Genomic DNA, 17,602 nt, shown 5'->3' on the forward strand with positions numbered 1-17,602 from the left:
TCCCAGACAAACGACCATGCGGCCGACTTCAGCTTATTTGCCGAGACCCGTCGCCGCGATCTGCTGTTGCACGAACTGTGCAAACAGCGCGTGCATGTGCGTGCTCGGGTGGACGGTGTCCGCGAACATGTAGGTCTGGTCGGCGCCGGCCACCGTGTAGGTCTGCGGCGAGCAGAACAGCGACGAGCCGAACTGGGCGCCGTACTGCTCCGGCGTCAGGCCATTGGTCGCGCTCGGATTGGCGCGGGCGTAAGCGGTGGCGTTGCTCTGCATCGCGGCCAGGTTGCAGGCCGTGCCGGTGTTCGATACCGTGAAGCCGAGCGCCTTGTAGTTCGGCAACTGCTGATCCTGCCAGGTGAACGCGTCGACCACGATCACCTTGCCCGTGCCGAGCACGCCGAGCGCCGTGAGGTTCTGCACGAACATGTAGTTGTACGCGGCGGCGATTCCCGTCAGCAGCGCGGCCGAGCCGGGCGTGCTCGCGTTGGCCGCGACGCCGAGCGGCGTATTGCCGATGTCGGGCACCGTCGACACCACCACGTGCGTCGCCCCCGAGTTGACGATGGTCTTCACTTGCGCGGCGAGCTGGCTCGCGGCCTGCGCGACCTGCGGATTGGGCAGTTGCGACAGATAACCGACGATAAACGCAACCTGCCCGGCCTGCGAGTTCGGCAGCGTGCCCGCCTGCACGAGCAGCGGATATTGCGTCTGCAGCGCGGTGGCGAGTGCCGTCAGATTCGCGGTGTTTTCCGCGAACTGGAAGATGTCGTTCGCGCCGCCGTTCACCAGCACGAGCTGGTTCGAATTGAAGCTCGTGTGCGCGCTCAGGTAGTTGGCCACCTGCGTCACGATCGGCACGGTCGTGGCCGCCATGTTGTTCGGCGCCCAGCCTTTGCCTTGCGCATTGACGACGTCCGAGCCGCCCTGCGCATAACCGAGGCCACCTGCCGCGACGAGCGGCTGACCGAAGCCGCCGAGGTAGGCCGGCTTCAGCGTGTCGCCGTAATACTCGGCGACCTTCTGTGTCCACACTTCGCCGGGGTTGGTCGTGAAGCGGCCGCCGCCGAAACTCGACTGGATGACCGGCGCATAGGTGCCGACGTCCGACAGACTGTCGCCGAACGACACCACCTGCAATTTGACGCCGCCTGCCGGCGTGCTGCTGGAGGTGTTGTCACTGCCGCCGCCACCGCCGCAAGCGGCGACGAGCGCAAACGCGGCGCTTGCTACGGCGATTTGCGTGACGCGCAACCAATGCTGTTTCCTCGATGCTGTTTGATTCATGTTGGCTACATCTCCTCGTATGTTTGGCCCTTGCGCCATGTATTGCAGGCCGCGTCCGCCGAGTCGGCGGCGTGACGACAGCTTACAGAATCTTCTACGGTCTGCGTCTTGCTGAAAACGCAGCCATGTCGTTGTTGCTGTTGTTATGGGTTGTCCGTGCAGGCGCGGCGCTTGTCGCACCGGCCATGCTCCGCGCATGATAATCGGCGGCCCACGCGGGCGGCGCAAACAGCGCGCGCAGTTTGTCGCGCATGCCTCGCGCACTCGCGACGTCGTGCGCCATCGACGCCCATTCGTGAAACGTCGCCTTCAGCGGGTTAAACGTGTGAAGCGGTTCGACGATGCCGTAGACGGGCGGCTCGCGCGGGTCTTCGTCGACGTAGCTGCCAAACAGGCGATCCCAGATCACGAGCACGCCGGCATAGTTACGGTCGATGTAGCGGTCGTTGCGCGCGTGGTGCACGCGGTGAATGGACGGCGTGTTGAACACATATTCGATCCAGCCTAACTTGCCGTTGAATCGGCCGATAGCCTGCGTGTGCACGAAAAACTGGAAGCCGAGATTGATCAACACGATCGCGACAATCTGCTTCGGCGGGAAGCCGAGCACGGCAAGCGGAATCCAGAAGACCCACATGCCGGCAACCGGATACATCAGGCTTTGCCTGAAGGCGGTGGAGAAGTTCATGCGCTCCGACGAGTGATGCACGACATGCGCGGCCCACAGCCAGCGCACGCGATGGCTGCATCGGTGAAACGCGTAGTAGAGCAGATCTTGGGCGACGAACAGCACGGCAAACGAGAGCCAACCCGCGTGCCAGGTATGCACGCGGTAGTGGTCGTAGAAAAACGCATAAACGGGGATGACAGCAAGCCACGCGAGCTTCTCGGCGGCTTGCTGCATCAGCGCGAGCGCCGCGTTGCAGAGCGTGTCGCGCCAGCTGTAGAGCGCCGCGCCGGGGCGCGTTCGCCGCAGGTGCCACGCCTCCCAGCCGATACATGCGAGAAAGACTGGCGCCATGGCGAGCAGCAGCAATTCGGCGTCGAATTGCATGGTGTCTTCCTCCGTGGTCCCTTGCCGCCGCGTGACATGCCGCGGTGTTCTGTCGTGTTGTTGTTATGGTTCGGGCGCGCCGCGCGTCCCGAACACTGCCCGACAGCGTACACGGTTAAGCGCCTGCCGCGCGCGGCCTTCGCTAGAAGGAATCCTCAATGGGCGTCGTGCCTGCGCGGGTTTTTCCTCGGTTTGCCGCGCGGCGTCGCGCTTGCCGGTTCGGCCGCGGGCGCGGATACCCGGCTGAAGCCCGCGGTCGGTCCTTGATAGACCCATTCGAGCAGCGCGTCGTGCGCGGCGCGCGCGGCTTCCGAATGCGGATCGTTGATGAAGCTCACCACGACATAGCTGTTGCCGTCCGCGGATGCCACGTAGCCCGCGATGGCCCGCACGTCGCGCAGCGTGCCGGTCTTGATCTGCGCGTTGCCGCCCGCGCCCTGGTTGGTGAGCCGGTTGCGCATGGTGCCGTCGACGCCCGCAATCGGCAGCGACTGCACGAACACCTGGGCGACCGGGCTTGCGTTGGCCCGCTGCAGCAGATCGGCGAGCGAGAGCGCCGTGAGATGCTCGTCGCGCGAAAGCCCCGAGCCGTTGTCGAGCGACAGGTATTGCATCTCGATGCTGTCGCGGCGCAAGAACGCCTCGATCGCGCGGGCCGATTTGGCGGGCGTCGCGGGCGGCTTCTCTTCGGCCGCGCCGATCGACAGGAACAGGTTGCGCGCCATCGTGTTGTTGCTGAACTTGTTGATGTCGCGAACGATGTCCGCCAGCAGCGGCCCCTGATGCGTGGCCACCAGTTTCGCGCCGACCGGCACGGCGCCTTCGCGCGTCGTGCCGTTGAAGGTGCCGCCGGTCTGCTGCCACAGCGCGAGAAAGCCGCCCGCAAAAAATGCCGAGTGATCGAGCACCGCCACGTTGACCGTGCGCGGGCCGCAGCGCACCGAGTAGTCGCCCGCGAAGGAGGCGACGACCGTGCCGTTCGGCGTGGGCGTCACGGTGGGCGAGACGGACGCCGCTTCGCCGCGGCAAGGGCCGTTGACCGCGCGCAGCTGATTGTCGATCTGCAGTTGCGCGAGGGCGGGCAGCACCTCGATTGCAATGGTGCCGTCCGATGCAGGCGTCAGCGTGAACGACAGCGACTTGAACGCGTACAGCAGCGGATCGGGGCCGACGTTGTACGGCGCGGTGACGTCGTCGTCGAAGGCGGGCAGGTCGCGCGTCGACGGGTCGAAGTAGCGCTTGTCGAGCACCAGCGCGCCGTCCAGGCCGCGAATGCCCGCCTTGTGGATCTTCTCCACGAGGTCGATCAGTTCCTCGGGCACGAGCTTCGGGTCGCCGGTGCCCTGAATGTACAGATTGCCGTGCAGCACGCCGTTGGCGTCGAGCGTGCCGTCGGCATAGGCGCTCGTGCGCCAGCGGTAGTCCGGACCGAGAATCGAGAGGCCCGCGTAGGTGGTGACGAGCTTCATCGTCGACGCGGGCATCATCGGCTTGGCGGCGTTCAACGCAATGATCGGCGTGCGGTCGCCGACTTTCTCGACGACCACGCTGATCGACGACAAGGGCACGTGCGCGCGCTGCAAGCCGGTCATGACCGACTGCGGCAGCACGGTGCTGACGTTGACACTCGGATGCGTGGTCCGGCCGCGCGCCTCGGCGGCCAGCGGCAGCGACGCGGCGCCGGCGAGCGCGGCGCCCACGAGCAGCCATGCGTTCGCGCGCGGCGCGCGGCGGCGCGGCGACAGCGCCGGAATACCAGCGTCGGTTGAGGAAGCGATGACAGCGGAAGTGAAGCGCGAACGCTGCGCCGCGTGACGGAGACGGCGTGCGACGGAAGACAGGAAAGCGTGCGTCATGAACGGGCGAGAAAGCGAAATGTCAGGGCGTGGAGGGCGCGCGACGCAAAGCGCCCATTGTAGTGACATGCCGCCGGCCTGCGGTGAAAAAAGCGCCACACGGCGCGCATCGCGGGGCGGGCGCTAGAATGCGGCATCATCGAATGTTGAGGAAACGTGACCATGCGCATCTTGCTAGTCGAAGACGACCGGATGATCGCCGAAGGCGTGCGCAAGGCGCTGCGCGGCGAAGGCTTCGCGGTCGACTGGGTGGAAGACGGCGAAGCGGCGCTCAGCGCGGCCGCGAACCAGCCGTACGATCTCGTGCTGCTCGACCTGGGCTTGCCGAAGCGCGACGGCCTCGACGTGTTGCGCACCTTGCGCGCGCGGGGCCACGCGTTGCCGGTGCTGATCGTGACTGCGCGCGACGCGGTGGCCGACCGCGTGAAAGGCCTTGACGCCGGCGCGGACGATTACCTCGTCAAGCCTTTCGATCTCGACGAACTGGGCGCCCGCATGCGGGCGCTGATCCGCCGCCAGGCGGGCCGCAGCGATTCGACGATCCGCCACGGCAATCTCACGCTTGATCCCGCGTCGCATCAGGTGACGCTCGACGGCGCGCCGGTCGCCCTGTCCGCGCGCGAGTTCGCGCTGCTCGAGGCGCTGCTCGCGCGGCCGGGCGCAGTGCTGTCGAAGAGTCAGCTCGAGGAAAAAATGTACGGCTGGGGCGAGGAGATCGGCAGCAATACCGTCGAGGTCTACATTCACGCGCTGCGCAAGAAGCTCGGCGCGGACCTGATCCGCAATGTGCGCGGCCTCGGCTACATGATCGCGAAGGAAGCCTGAGCCGATGCGATCCATCCGCCGTCAATTGCTGGTCTGGCTGCTGGCGCTCGTGCTCCTCGGCGTCGGTATCGCGGGCTGGCTGATCTATCGTCAGGCGCTCGCCGAAGCCAACGAACTGTTCGATTACCAGCTCGAGCAGATCGCCGCCGCGCTGCCCGCCGAACCGTTCTCGCAAGTGCTCGGCTCGCGCGATACGGGCGACGAGGGCATCGTGCTGCAAATCTGGAACCGCAACGGCGTGCTGATGTATTACTCCCGGCCGCGCGCGCCGCTCGCGCCGCGCGCCGAACTCGGCTTCTCGACCGAACACACGGAACGCGGCGACTGGCGCGTGTATGGGGCGATTGTCGGCGATAACGTCGTGCAGCTCGCGCAGCCGCTGTCGGTGCGCAACCGCCTCGCCGCCGACGTCGCATTGCGCACGCTGTGGCCGCTGATCGTGCTGCTGCCGGTGCTGGGACTCGCGGTGTGGGTGATTATCGGACGCGGGCTGCGTCCTCTGCGGCGCGTGACGAGCGCACTCGACATGCGGCATCCGGAAGCGCTCGACCCGTTGCCGGATCAACGCCTGCCGCTCGAGGTGCAGCCGCTCGTGCGCGCGCTCAACGGACTGTTGCAGCGGCTCGCCACCGCGCTCGACATCCAGAAGGCGTTCGTCGCCGACGCGGCGCACGAGTTGCGTACGCCGCTGGCCGCCGTGCAGATTCAGGCGCAACTGGTCTCGCGTGCGAAAGACGACGCCGCGCGCAGCGAAGCGCTCGCCGATCTGCAAGCCGGCGTGACGCGCGCCACGCGCCTCGCCGAGCAGTTGCTAGCACTCGCGCGCTCCGAGCCGGACGGCCTTGCCGTGACCGATGCCATCGACCTGCGCGCGCTGCTGCAGGACTGCGTGCTCGCGTATGCGCCGCTCGCGGAGAATCGCGGCGTCGATCTCGGCATCGAGGCGACGCAGGCGGCCACCGTGATCGGCGACCCCGAGTCGTTGCGCGTGATGTTCAACAATCTCGTGGACAACGCAACCAAATACACGCCGCGAGGCGGCCGCGTCGACGTGAGTCTGCAGGTGGAAGAGGGGCATCCGGTCGTGCGTATCGCGGACAGCGGACCGGGCATCGAGCCCGCCGAACGCGAGCGCGTCTTCAACCGCTTTTATCGCGCGGGCGCCGGGGAAAATCGCGTGCGCACCGACGTGGCGGGCAGCGGTTTGGGACTTGCCATCGTGCGGCGCATCGCGACCCAGCATCAAGCGCAAGTGTCGCTCGACGAATCGGCGGCGGGCGGGCTACAGGTCACCGTGCGTTTCTGAGTGCCAGGTTTTCAACTTGCTTTCTGCAGAAAAGCGCTTCAAATAAGGGCTAAACGGATTCATAAACGCATTCATAAACGCATTCATAAACGCATCTAAGCGCAACCGGCTGCGATGTGTCGCTGCTTAAGACTCTTTTAAGCGATGCCGCTTACGCTTCCTGACATCCGAGTTTCTTTCTCCAGTCAGGAGCACACAATGAACGCGAAAACCTTGTCCCGCAGCGCTGTGGCAGCCGCTGTCGCCGTGGCGCTTTCCGCCGGCTATGTGGCGGGCCATCGCGACGTGCCCGCGCCGCAGGTCATCACGCCGGCGCAAGCCGCGATGATGCCTGCCGAAGCCGCCGCCAAAACCGGCATTCCCGATTTCTCCGGCCTCGTCGAAACCTACGGGCCCGCCGTCGTCAACATAAGCGCGAAGCACGTGGTGAAGCGCACGGCGCTGCGCGGCAATGGCGGCATGGGCGGCAATCAGTTGCCGATCGACCCGAGCGATCCGTTTTACCAGTTCTACAAGCACTTCTTCGGCGGCATGCCCGGCATGCAGGGCGGCGACGGCGGCGACGCGCCGGATCAGCCGAGCGCGAGCCTCGGCTCCGGCTTTATCGTCAGCAGCGACGGCTATATCCTGACCAACGCGCATGTGGTGGACGGCGCAAACGTCGTCACGGTGAAGCTCACCGACAAGCGCGAATTCAAAGCCAAAGTGGTCGGCGCCGACAAGCAGTCGGACGTGGCCGTGCTTAAGATCGACGCGAGCAATCTGCCCACCGTGAAGATCGGCGATCCGAGCCGCAGCAAGGTCGGGCAGTGGGTGGTCGCCATCGGTTCGCCGTACGGCTTCGACAATACGGTGACCTCGGGCATCATCAGCGCGAAGTCGCGTTCGCTGCCGAACGAAAATTACACGCCGTTCATTCAGACCGACGTGCCGGTGAACCCGGGCAACTCGGGCGGACCGCTTTTCAATCTGCAAGGCGAGGTGATCGGCATCAACTCGATGATCTACTCGCAGACGGGCGGCTTCCAGGGACTTTCGTTCGCAATCCCGATCAATGAGGCAATCAAGGTCAAGGACGAGATTGTCAAGACCGGCCACGTGAGCCGCGGGCGCCTCGGCGTCGCGGTGCAGGGCATGAACCAGACGCTCGCGAACTCGTTCGGTATGCAGAAACCGCAGGGCGCGCTCGTCAGTTCCGTCGATCCGGGCGGCCCCGCCGCAAAGGCCGGCTTGCAGCCGGGCGACGTGATTCTCTCGGTGAACGGCGAGCCGGTGGCGGATTCGTCGGCGCTGCCGTCGCAGATCGCGAGTCTTGCGCCCGGCAGCACGGCGACGGTGCAGGTGTGGCGCGACAAAGGCACGAAGGATCTCAAGGTGACGATCGGTTCGTTGTCCGACAGCAAGCTTGCCTCCGACAAGGCCGACCAGCCGACGCAGCTGCAAGGACGTCTCGGCGTCGCCGTGCGTCCGCTGACGCCGGAGGAGAAGAGCAGCGCGTCGATCTCGCACGGCCTGCTCGTGCAGCAGTCGGGCGGCGCGGCGGAAAGCGCGGGCATCCAGCCGGGCGACGTGATTCTTGCGGTCAACGGCCGGCCCGTCACAAGTGTGGATCAGTTGAAGCAGATGATCGCGGGCGCGGGCAACAGCATCGCGTTGCTGATCCAGCGCGATAACGCGCAGATTTTCGTGCCGGTGGATCTCGGCTGATCGACATGCCGGGTCGAATGCCGATTCGACATATCGGATGAAGTAAGCCTTGCCGGTCTGTTTGCACTTACTGCAATCAGACCGGCATTTTTGTTTCAGGCCTGAAGCCGCGAGGTGGGCGCTTCGCGGCAGGTGGCGTGCGTCGCAGCGGTTTGCCCGGCTGGCGAGCGCGCGCGTGGCACGCCGGTTGCAACCATTCTGAATCCGGTCTCATCCGCGAGCGCCGGGCGAAGGATGTCAATAAGGAGCAAACCGATGAAAAACCAACGCACTCAGCGAAAGATCGTAGCCGCCGCGGCCAGCGTGGCGCTCACTCTCGGTCTGGTGGGCGGCGCGTACGCGCAGCAGGCGAGCGAAGTCACCGGCGGCACGACCACCGACCAGACGAGCGCAGGCAACGCCAATGGCGGAGGTCTGCCGCAAATCCAGCAGCAAGGCGACGTGTCGTTCGTCTCGGGCGGCGTCGGTCTTGACGAGTCGAAGGCGCTGCAGCAGGCGCAAAGCCAGTGGCCGCTGTCGCTGCGCTTCACGGGGCCGGGCTCCGACTATCTCGCCGACGTCCACGTGCGAATCGTGGATGCCCATAACGGCGAGGTGCTGAGCACCACGTCGCGTGGACCGTACATGCTCGTCAAGCTGCGGCCCGGCCGCTACACCGTGCACGCGTCGTACAAGGACCGCGATCAGTCGAAGTCGTTGACGGTCCCGGCCAAGGGCACGGCGAAAGCTGCGTTCTACTGGAACACCCAGTAAACCCGAGGTTGCCGCGCGGGCGGCAGGGCGGCCGCGCAATCGCGGGCACTTTGACAGATAATGAAGCCACGGGCCTGTCCCGTGGCTTTGCTGTTTGCACGACCGCCCACTTTCACGGAGCGAAGACATGAGCGATGCCTTGAGACCTCACGCAAGCCCGGAGAAATCCGCCGGCGGACACACCATCGCGATCACGGGCAACGATCACCGTGTGCGCGTGATTCACGGCGGCGTCACGATGGCCGACACGCACGCGGCGCTGACGCTCAGCGAAACCGGTCTGCCCGACGTGTTCTACTTTCCGCGCGAAGACGTGAACATGGCGCGGCTGGAACGCTCGACGCACAGCACGCATTGCCCGTTCAAGGGCGACGCGTCGTACTTCCATCTGCGCACCGAAGACGGCCTGATCGAAAACGCCGTGTGGAGTTATGAGACGCCGTTCGAGCAGGCGGCCAGGATCAAAGGGTATCTGGCGTTTTACTCATCGCGCGTCGACCGCATCGATCAGACGTCCTGATTCGGTGCCGCGTGTTCATCGGGAGGCTGGGATGGAACTGAACGACGCGTTGCGGATTCCACTTGCGCCGTCCGATGTCTGGGACGCGTTGCAAGACCTCGCGCTGCTGCGCGCGAGCCTCGATAACTGCGAGTCGTTCACGCGCCTTTCGCACGGCGAATACGCGCTCACCATGACTGTGCCGCTCGGGCCGCTGCGCGCGCATTACGAAGCGCGCGCGCATGTCGCGGGCCAGGATTCGGGTCCCGCCGACGCCGAACGCCGCACCATCAACTTCAAGGCGCGCGCCGAAGGGGTCGGCTCGCTGCGCGGACAGATCGAAGTGCGCCTGCGCCCGGAAGAGGGCGCCGCTGGCGGCAGGGAGCGCAGCACCCGGATCGACTACACGATCTGGGCGACGTCTTCGGGACCGCTCGCGCAATTGCCTGCGCGTCAGCTGGAAAACGCGCTTCGTCAACTCGCCGACGATTTCTTCACGGAGTTCAGCGCAGTGGTATGCGCGAAGCACGGGCAAGGGCCGAATCGCGCGAGCGGCGCGGCGGCGCGCCGTCAGCATGTGTTCCTGCGGCCCATCACGCTCGGCGGCATGGCGCGGCGCACGCGCGCCGAACACGGCAGCGGGCTCGGCGGGCGGGCCGCGAGCGTGTCGCACCCGGAGCCGACTCCGCATGCGGTCCCGAACTGGGCGTGGGCGGCGATGATTTTTCTCGTCGCGCTGCTCCTGTATGTGGCGCGCTGGATCAGCGAGCGCTGAGCGCGGGCCGCGCGACGTTGCGTCGGTGTGCGGATCGAGTGTCGCGGCGGTGTGCGCCTGAAGTGTCGCGTCGGCGCGACTACGAAATAGCGGTGACGGACTACGAAAGCGCGTTGCAGCGCGCTTTCGCGCCACGCCGTCAGCCGCCGCGAAACTCCCTCCGCCAGGCCGAGGGGGACGTGCGGAATGCATCTGCGAAATGCTGGCGCAACGACGCCGCCGACCCGAAGCCGGCCATGCCCGCAATCGCCTCCACCGACTCATCCGTGCTTTCAAGCAACTGCTGTGCACGCCCGAGTCGCTCGGCGAGCAGCCACGCGCCGACGGTCGTGCCGGTGGCGAGCCTGAAGCGCCGCGTGAACGTGCGGCGGCTCATCAGCGCGCGCGCGGCGAGGCTGTCGAGCGTATGCGGGGCGTCCAGATTGCCGCGCATCCAGTCGAGCAGGCCCGAGAGCCGGTCTTCGCGGACGTTCGGCGGAACCGGCTGCTGGATGTACTGCGCCTGGCCGCCTTGCCGGTGCGGCGACACGACCAGCCGGCGCGCGACGAAGTTCGTCACTTCGGCGCCGCACATCTTGCGCAGCACGTGCAGACAGCAGTCGAGTCCCGCTGCCGTGCCCGCCGATGTCAGCACGTTGCCGTCGTCGACATAGAGCACGTCGCGGTCGAGCCTCACGCGCGGGTAGCGGCGCGCGAAGTCGTCGGCCCACGCCCAGTGTGTCGAAGCCGGGCGGTCGTCGAGAATGCCGGCGGCGGCGAGTACGAAGGCGCCAAGGCAGAGGCCGACCAGTTGCGCGCCGCGTGCGTGGGCCGCGCGCAGCGCGTCGAGTAAGGCGGCCGGCGGCGGCTCGTCGGGGTCCCGCCAGCTCGGCACGATGATCGTCTGCGCCTCGGCGAGCGCTTCAAGGCCATGCGTGACGGCGATCGAGAAGCCGGCGGTCGTGGTGAGCGGCCCGCTTTCGGCCGCGCAGACGCGAAAGTCGAAATGCGGCACGCCGCCGCCGCGGCGGTCTTCGCCGAACACCACGCACGGCACCGAAAGGTGAAAAGGGCTGATGCGGTCGAACGCGACCACGGCGACGATGTGCGAATCAGGTTGCGCGGGCCTTGCGGCGGATGCTGCGGATGCGGCCATGTCTCGGGCACCTCATGAAACCGACGATAGCAGTGGCGAACAGCAATGGCCCGATTCTAGCGAATATTGTCAAACGGGCCGCTGTTGTCGAAGGCGCGGCTGGCGAACAATGCGTCATCGCCGCTGTCTGGGCTCGCTCTGAGGCTGGGCTTCGGAACCCGCAACCCGGCGGCGCGCGACATCACCCCTTCCTGAGGAGCTTTCGCCATGACCACACCGCGCCGTGCGCTCATCGTTATCGACGTGCAGAACGAATACGTGAGCGGCGACCTGCCGATCGAATATCCGGACATACACAGCTCGCTCGCCAACATCGGCCGGGCGATGGATGCGGCGCGCGCCGCCGGCGTGCCGGTCGTCGTCGTGCAGAATTTCGCGCCCGCCGGCTCGCCGCTGTTTGCGCGCGGCAGCGAGGGCGCGCAACTGCACCCGGTGGTCGCTTCGCGCGAGCGCGATCATTATGTGGAGAAGTCGCTGCCGAGCACGTTCACCGGCACAGATCTCGCGGACTGGCTGGCCGCGCGGCAAATCGACACGCTCACGGTCGCCGGCTACATGACGCACAACTGCGACGCCTCGACGATCAACCACGCGCTCCACGCTGGGCTCGCCGTCGAGTTCCTGCACGACGCGGCCGGCTCGGTGCCCTATGAAAACAGCGCGGGCTTCGCGAGCGCCGAGGACATCCACCGGGTCTTTTGCGTGGTGCTGCAATCGCGCTTCGCGGCGGTCGCCGGCACCGACGAATGGCTCGCCGCGCTCAGAAGCGGCGTGCCGCTCGAGCGCGGCAACATCTATGCGTCGAATCAGAAAGCGCGCAGCAGGAACCGCTGAACTCGCAGTGACGCAGGCGGCTAACCAGCCGCCGTGGAATATGGCCCGCCCGGCGCGCGCTTGCGCAGCGCCGGGCTGAACCGAAGCGCGTCGAACATGCCTTCGACCATGCGTTCGCCGAGCGCGGCAAAGTCCGTTGCGTCCGGCAAAAACAGCATGTCGCGCAGCGAGCCGCCGACAAAAGCATGCACCATGGCCGCGGCCAGTCTGGTGTCGAGGTCCTCCGGCAACTGTCCTTTCGAGATCGCGTTGCGCAAGCCGCCTTCAATCTTGGTCAGGCCTTCACGCATGTTGGTCTGATAGCGGACCATGACCGGTCCCATTTCCTCGACCAGTTCGCACTTCAGAAACAGGATGTCGAACACGCGGCGGCGGCGCGGATCGTTCGCGGTGTCGCGCAGACAGACAATGCAGATTTCCATCAGACGGCCGAGCGGATCCGGCTCGTTCGGGTCGAGCGATGCGGCCTTGAGTTCGTCGAGCGGCAGCAGCACGCGGTCGAACATCTCCGTAAACAGGTCGCTCTTGTGCGAGAAGTGCCAATAGATGGCGCCGCGCGTGACGCCGGCCGCCTGCGCGATGTCCGCGAGGGACGTGCGCGATACGCCTTTTTCAAAAAACACTCTTTCTGCCGCGTCGAGAATGCTGTTGCGCGTCTCCAGCGCCTCTTCCTTGGTTCTTCGGACCATATTTGTATGACCTGCCGTGATTGTGGGGTTTTCCCGGGTTCTTTTAAGTACACCCGGTGACAATCCGTTTGCCGTGAAGTGTTTCGTGAAAGCTTTCTTGCCGGTCCCCCGCCTGCAAGAGAAGTAACCCACTTTTACATCCATTCGTGAATGTATATATAATAGCACCCCACGATCGGATCGCCCAAGCCGTGACGGCCGGTTAAAACCGGTTAATATCCGTCACTGTTGCCTTTCAAAAGCTTTTGGCGCCGCGCCCGAACGGGCGGCGCCGTGCCGCATTTTCCCGGTTTGGCGCAGTCGCCCCAGGTGCCTCGCAGTTCAGGCAGGTATCCGCGGGCTTCCGGTCGAGCGTCGCAAGACGCATGTGTGCGCCGTCGTCCCCGGGGTAGGGATGCGCGCACTTTTTCATTCTCAGTCATAGACAGAGGTCGCTCCATGCGCGTCGAACGGGTTCCATTCCGCTTAATCAGTGCCGCGACGGCTGCCGTATTGCTGGCAGCGTGCGGACCAAAACAATCTGCCCCGCCGCAACAGACGCCCGAAGTAGGCGTCGTCACCGTCCAGCCGACTACCGTACCTGTCGTCACCGAATTGCCGGGCCGCACCAGCGCCTTCCTCGTCGCGCAAGTGCGCGCGCGGGTCGACGGCATCGTGCTGCGCCGCGAATTCACCGAAGGTGGTCAGGTCAAGGCCGGTCAGCGTCTCTATAAGATCGACCCGGCGCCGTACATCGCCACGTTGAACAACGCGAAGGCCACGCTCGCCAAGGCGCAGGCGAACCTCGCGTCCACCACGGCGCAGGCGAATCGCTACAAGGTGCTAGTGGCCGCCAACGCGGTGAGCAAGCAGGACTACGACAACGCCGTGGCCGCAGAAGGCCAGGCCGCGGCCGACGTCGCCGCCGGTAAGGCAGCGGTCGAGACCGCGCAGATCAACCTCGGCTATACGGACGTGACTTCGCCCGTGACCGGCCAGGTCGGCGTGTCGCAAGTCACGCCGGGCGCCTATGTGCAGGCGAGCGCCGCGACCTTGCTCGCCACCGTGCAGCAGCTCGATCCGGTCTATGTCGATCTGACGCAGTCGAGCCTCGACGGCCTGAAATTACGCCGCGAGATCCAGGAAGGGCGTCTGAAAACGAACGGTCCCGACGCCGCCAAGGTTTCGCTGATCCTCGAAGACGGCCGCACATACTCCGAAAAAGGCAAGCTGCAGTTCACCGACGTGACGGTCGACCAGAGCACGGGCTCGGTCACCGTGCGCGCGATCTTCCAGAACAAGGACAAGGTGCTGCTGCCCGGCATGTTCGTGCGCGCGAAGATCGAGGAAGGCGTGAACGAGAATGCGCTCGTCGTGCCGCAAGTCGGCATCACGCACGACCAGAAGGGTCAGCCCACCGCGCTCGTCGTCGGCGACGACAACAAGGTTGCCCTGCGTCAGCTCGTCACGTCGGGCACGTACGGTTCCAACTGGGTGGTCGAAAGCGGCCTCAAACCCGGCGACCGCGTGATCGTGCAGGGCACCGACAAGGCGAAACCGGGCATGCAGGTCAAGGCCGTTCCCGCGCAACTTCCCGCCTCGCCTGCCTCCGGCGCAGCCGCTTCGGGCGCGCCGGCCGCCAGCGGCGGTGCGCAGACGGCTCAACCTGCCTCCGCTGCATCGGGCGCGTAATAACAGGGAGCCCGCCACATGGCAAAGTTCTTTATTGATCGCCCGATTTTTGCATGGGTGATCGCCATCATCCTGATGCTCGCGGGTATCGCGTCGGTGTTTACATTGCCGATCGCGCAATACCCGACCATCGCGCCGCCGGCCGTGCAGATCAGCGCGACTTATCCGGGCGCTTCGGCGAAAACGGTGGAAAACACCGTGACGCAGGTGATCGAGCAGTCGATGAGTGGTCTTGACCACCTGCTGTACCTGTCGTCCACGTCGGACGACTCGGGTACCGCCACCATCACGCTGACGTTCGCGGCCGGCACCAATCCTGACATCGCGCAGGTGCAGGTGCAGAACAAGCTGCAGCTCGCCACGCCGCTCCTGCCGCAAGCGGTGCAGCAACTGGGCACCAAGGTCACGAAGTCGAGCAGCAGCTTCCTGCTGGTCATGGCGTTCGTGTCCGAAGACGGCAGCATGAACAAGTACGACCTCGCGAACTACGTCGCGTCGAACGTGCAGGACCCGGTCAGCCGTATCGACGGCGTGGGCACGGTCACGCTGTTCGGCTCGCAGTACGCGATGCGGATCTGGCTCGACGCGAACAAGCTCACCAACTTCGGCCTCACGCCGGTGGACGTGCAAACCGCGTTGCAGGCGCAGAACGTTCAGGTTGCGGGCGGCTCGCTCGGCGGCACGCCGTCGGTGCCGGGGCAGGTGTTGCAGGCGACCATCACGGAAGCCACGCTGCTCAATACACCCGAACAGTTCGGCAACGTGCTGCTGAAGGTGAATCCGGACGGCTCGCAGGTCCGCATCAAGGACGTGGCGCGCGTCGAGCTGGGCGGCGAAAACTACAACTTCGACACCAAGTACAACGGTCAGCCGACCGCCGGCTTCGGTATTCAGCTCGCCACGGGCGCGAATGCGCTCGCCACCGCGAAGGCGGTGCGCGCGAAGATCGACGAGCTGTCGAAGTACTTCCCGCACGGCCTCGTCGTGAAGTACCCGTACGACACCACGCCGTTCGTGCGCCTGTCCATCGAGGAAGTGGTCAAGACGCTGCTCGAAGGCATCGTGCTCGTGTTCCTCGTGATGTATCTGTTCCTGCAGAACCTGCGGGCCACGCTGATCCCGACGATCGCCGTGCCGGTGGTGCTGCTCGGCACGTTCGCGATCATGAGCGTGGTGGGCTTTTCCATCAACACGCTGTCCATGTTCGGTCTCGTGCTCGCCATCGGCCTGCTGGTGGACGACGCGATCGTGGTGGTGGAAAACGTCGAGCGGGTGATGGCGGAGGAGGGCTTATCGCCCCGCGAAGCAACCCGCAAGGCGATGGACCAGATTACCGGCGCGCTCGTCGGCGTGGCGCTCGTGCTGTCGGCGGTGTTCGTGCCGGTGGCGTTCTCGGGCGGCTCGGTCGGCGCGATTTACCGGCAGTTCTCGCTCACTATCGTGGCGGCAATGGTGCTGTCGGTGCTGGTCGCGTTGATTCTCACGCCGGCCTTGTGCGCGACGATCCTCAAGCCGATTCCGCAAGGCCATCACGAAGAGAAGAAGGGCTTCTTCGGCTGGTTCAATCGCACCTTCAACAAGAGCCGCGACAAGTACCACTCGGGCGTGCACCACGTGATCAAGCGTTCGGGCCGCTGGCTCATCATCTATATGGTGGTGATCGTCGCGGTCGGCCTGCTGTTCGTGCGACTGCCGAAATCGTTCCTGCCGGACGAAGACCAGGGCACCATGTTCGTGCTCGTGCAGACGCCGTCGGGCTCGACGCAGGAAACCACTGCGCGCGCACTGAAGGACGTGTCCGACTATCTGCTTAACAGCGAAAAGGCGATCGTCGAATCCACCTTCACGGTGAACGGCTTCAGTTTCGCGGGCCGCGGTCAGAATGCCGGCCTCGTGTTCGTGCGGATGAAGGACTACGCGCAGCGCCAGCACGGCGATCAAAAGGTGCAGGCGCTGGTGGGCCGTCTCTTCATGCACTTCGGCAGCTACAAGAACGCGCTGGTGTATCCGGTGAACCCGCCGTCGATTCCTGAACTCGGCACGGCCGCGGGCTTCGACTTCGAGCTGCAGGACCGCGCGGGCGTCGGCCACGCCAAGTTGATGGAAGCGCGCAACATGCTGCTCGGCATGGCCGCGAAAGATCCGACGCTGGCTCAGGTCCGTCCGAACGGCCTGAACGATACGCCGCAGTTCAAGGTGAATATCGACCACGAAAAGGCGGCGGCGCTCGGCGTGTCGTTGTCAGCGATCGACCAGACGTTCTCGATCGCGTGGGCGTCGCAGTACGTGAACAACTTCCTCGATACGGACGGCCGGATCAAGAAGGTCTACATGCAGGGCGATGCACCGTTCCGCATGAAACCCGAAGACCTGAGCGCCTGGTATGTGCGCAACACGGGCGGAAGCATGGTGCCGTTCTCGTCGTTCGCCAGCGGGGAGTGGACTTACGGTTCGCCGAAGCTCGAGCGTTACAACGGTATTTCCGCGGTGGAAATTCAGGGTGCGGCGGCGCCCGGCAAGTCGACGGGTCAGGCGATGTCCGCCATGGAAGCGCTCGTGGCGAAGTTGCCCGCGGGTATCGGCTACGAGTGGACGGGTCTGTCGCTGCAGGAGCGCCAGTCCGGTTCGCAGGCGCCGATTCTGTACGGCATCTCGATCCTCGTCGTGTTCCTGTGTCTCGCGGCGCTGTATGAAAGCTGGTCGATCCCGTTCTCGGTGATCATGGTGGTGCCGCTCGGCGTGATCGGCGCACTGCTCGCCGCCACGCTGCGCGGGCTCGAAAACGACGTGTTCTTCCAGGTCGGCCTGCTGACCACGGTGGGCTTGTCGGCGAAGAACGCGATTCTGATCGTGGAATTCGCGCGCGAGTTGCAGCAGGGCGAAGGGATGGGGCCGATCGAGGCCGCGCTGGAAGCGGCGCGCCTGCGGCTGCGCCCGATTCTGATGACCTCGCTCGCGTTCATTCTCGGCGTCATGCCGCTTGCGATCAGCAACGGCGCCGGCTCGGCGAGCCAGCACGCCATCGGCACGGGCGTGATCGGCGGGATGTTGACGGCGACCTTCCTCGCGATCTTCATGATCCCGATGTTCTTCGTCGTGATTCGCGCGAAGTTCGGCGGCGAGAAGGAAGACCCGGATGTGGCGCTCGCACACTACAACCAGCACCATCCGCATGATCCGGACAGCAATGGCTCGGGCAAGGACGGACATTGAG

Annotated in this window: 14 protein-coding genes; 9 read left to right on the top strand and 5 right to left on the bottom strand. The window is 65.4% G+C overall.

Translation table 11 applies throughout. From position 1 onward, the window contains the following. Window positions 1-33: 33 nt before the first annotated feature. From ACEN8U_RS17105 to dacB, 3 genes are all read right to left on the bottom strand, one after another. Entirely contained in the window at window positions 34-1,284 is a 1,251-nt protein-coding gene (locus ACEN8U_RS17105) for an SGNH/GDSL hydrolase family protein (protein WP_013589510.1), read from the bottom strand. Window positions 1,285-1,378: 94 nt separating this feature from the next. Further along, entirely contained in the window at window positions 1,379-2,338 is a 960-nt protein-coding gene (locus tag ACEN8U_RS17110) for a sterol desaturase family protein (protein WP_015003662.1), read from the bottom strand. Window positions 2,339-2,493: 155 nt separating this feature from the next. Further along, entirely contained in the window at window positions 2,494-4,194 is a 1,701-nt protein-coding gene (dacB, locus tag ACEN8U_RS17115) for a D-alanyl-D-alanine carboxypeptidase/D-alanyl-D-alanine-endopeptidase (RefSeq protein ID WP_015003661.1), read from the bottom strand. 162 nt (window positions 4,195-4,356) lie between these two features. Between dacB and ACEN8U_RS17120 the strand changes: the two genes are divergently transcribed. From ACEN8U_RS17120 to ACEN8U_RS17145, 6 genes are all read left to right on the top strand, one after another. Continuing rightward, complete coding sequence (locus ACEN8U_RS17120; RefSeq protein WP_041745740.1) at window positions 4,357-5,019, top strand: response regulator; 663 nt, start codon at window positions 4,357-4,359, stop codon at window positions 5,017-5,019. A 4-nt stretch (window positions 5,020-5,023) separates the two neighbouring features. Beyond that, entirely contained in the window at window positions 5,024-6,325 is a 1,302-nt protein-coding gene (locus tag ACEN8U_RS17125; RefSeq protein ID WP_015003659.1) for an ATP-binding protein, read from the top strand. A 198-nt stretch (window positions 6,326-6,523) separates the two neighbouring features. Beyond that, window positions 6,524-8,032, top strand: a complete 1,509-nt coding sequence (locus tag ACEN8U_RS17130; RefSeq protein WP_015003658.1) for a DegQ family serine endoprotease — start codon at window positions 6,524-6,526, stop codon at window positions 8,030-8,032. A 255-nt stretch (window positions 8,033-8,287) separates the two neighbouring features. Continuing rightward, on the top strand, window positions 8,288-8,785 hold the full coding sequence (locus ACEN8U_RS17135; protein WP_013589504.1) for a hypothetical protein: 498 nt from the start codon (window positions 8,288-8,290) through the stop codon (window positions 8,783-8,785). Between the two features lie 127 nt (window positions 8,786-8,912). Continuing rightward, window positions 8,913-9,305: a DUF427 domain-containing protein gene (locus ACEN8U_RS17140; protein WP_013589503.1), complete on the top strand. Its 393-nt coding sequence runs from the start codon at window positions 8,913-8,915 to the stop codon at window positions 9,303-9,305. A 31-nt stretch (window positions 9,306-9,336) separates the two neighbouring features. Continuing rightward, window positions 9,337-10,059: a CoxG family protein gene (locus tag ACEN8U_RS17145; RefSeq protein WP_015003656.1), complete on the top strand. Its 723-nt coding sequence runs from the start codon at window positions 9,337-9,339 to the stop codon at window positions 10,057-10,059. Between the two features lie 139 nt (window positions 10,060-10,198). Here ACEN8U_RS17145 and ACEN8U_RS17150 read toward each other — a convergent pair whose 3' ends face one another. Continuing rightward, on the bottom strand, window positions 10,199-11,194 hold the full coding sequence (locus tag ACEN8U_RS17150) for a helix-turn-helix domain-containing protein (protein ID WP_015003655.1): 996 nt from the start codon (window positions 11,192-11,194) through the stop codon (window positions 10,199-10,201). Between the two features lie 207 nt (window positions 11,195-11,401). Here ACEN8U_RS17150 and ACEN8U_RS17155 point away from each other — a divergent pair, with 207 nt between their 5' ends. Further along, the gene (locus ACEN8U_RS17155) at window positions 11,402-12,028 is read left to right on the top strand and encodes a cysteine hydrolase family protein (protein ID WP_310107204.1); all 627 of its coding nucleotides are present in this window, start codon (window positions 11,402-11,404) and stop codon (window positions 12,026-12,028) included. A 20-nt stretch (window positions 12,029-12,048) separates the two neighbouring features. Here the strand turns inward: ACEN8U_RS17155 and ACEN8U_RS17160 are convergent, their stop codons facing one another. Beyond that, a complete protein-coding gene (locus ACEN8U_RS17160) occupies window positions 12,049-12,717 on the bottom strand; it encodes a TetR family transcriptional regulator (RefSeq protein ID WP_015003653.1) in 669 nt (222 codons plus the stop codon). Window positions 12,718-13,155: 438 nt separating this feature from the next. On the opposite strand from ACEN8U_RS17160, the gene ACEN8U_RS17165 reads away from it, so the two are divergent. Together ACEN8U_RS17165 and ACEN8U_RS17170 are read left to right on the top strand one after the other, a co-directional pair. Then, complete coding sequence (locus ACEN8U_RS17165) at window positions 13,156-14,388, top strand: efflux RND transporter periplasmic adaptor subunit (protein WP_013589498.1); 1,233 nt, start codon at window positions 13,156-13,158, stop codon at window positions 14,386-14,388. Window positions 14,389-14,406: 18 nt separating this feature from the next. Further along, a complete protein-coding gene (locus ACEN8U_RS17170; protein WP_015003652.1) occupies window positions 14,407-17,601 on the top strand; it encodes an efflux RND transporter permease subunit in 3,195 nt (1,064 codons plus the stop codon). Window position 17,602 lies beyond the last annotated feature (1 nt).

The organism is Paraburkholderia phenoliruptrix, from assembly GCF_047325075.1.
In the GTDB taxonomy this organism is placed as follows: domain Bacteria; phylum Pseudomonadota; class Gammaproteobacteria; order Burkholderiales; family Burkholderiaceae; genus Paraburkholderia; species Paraburkholderia phenoliruptrix.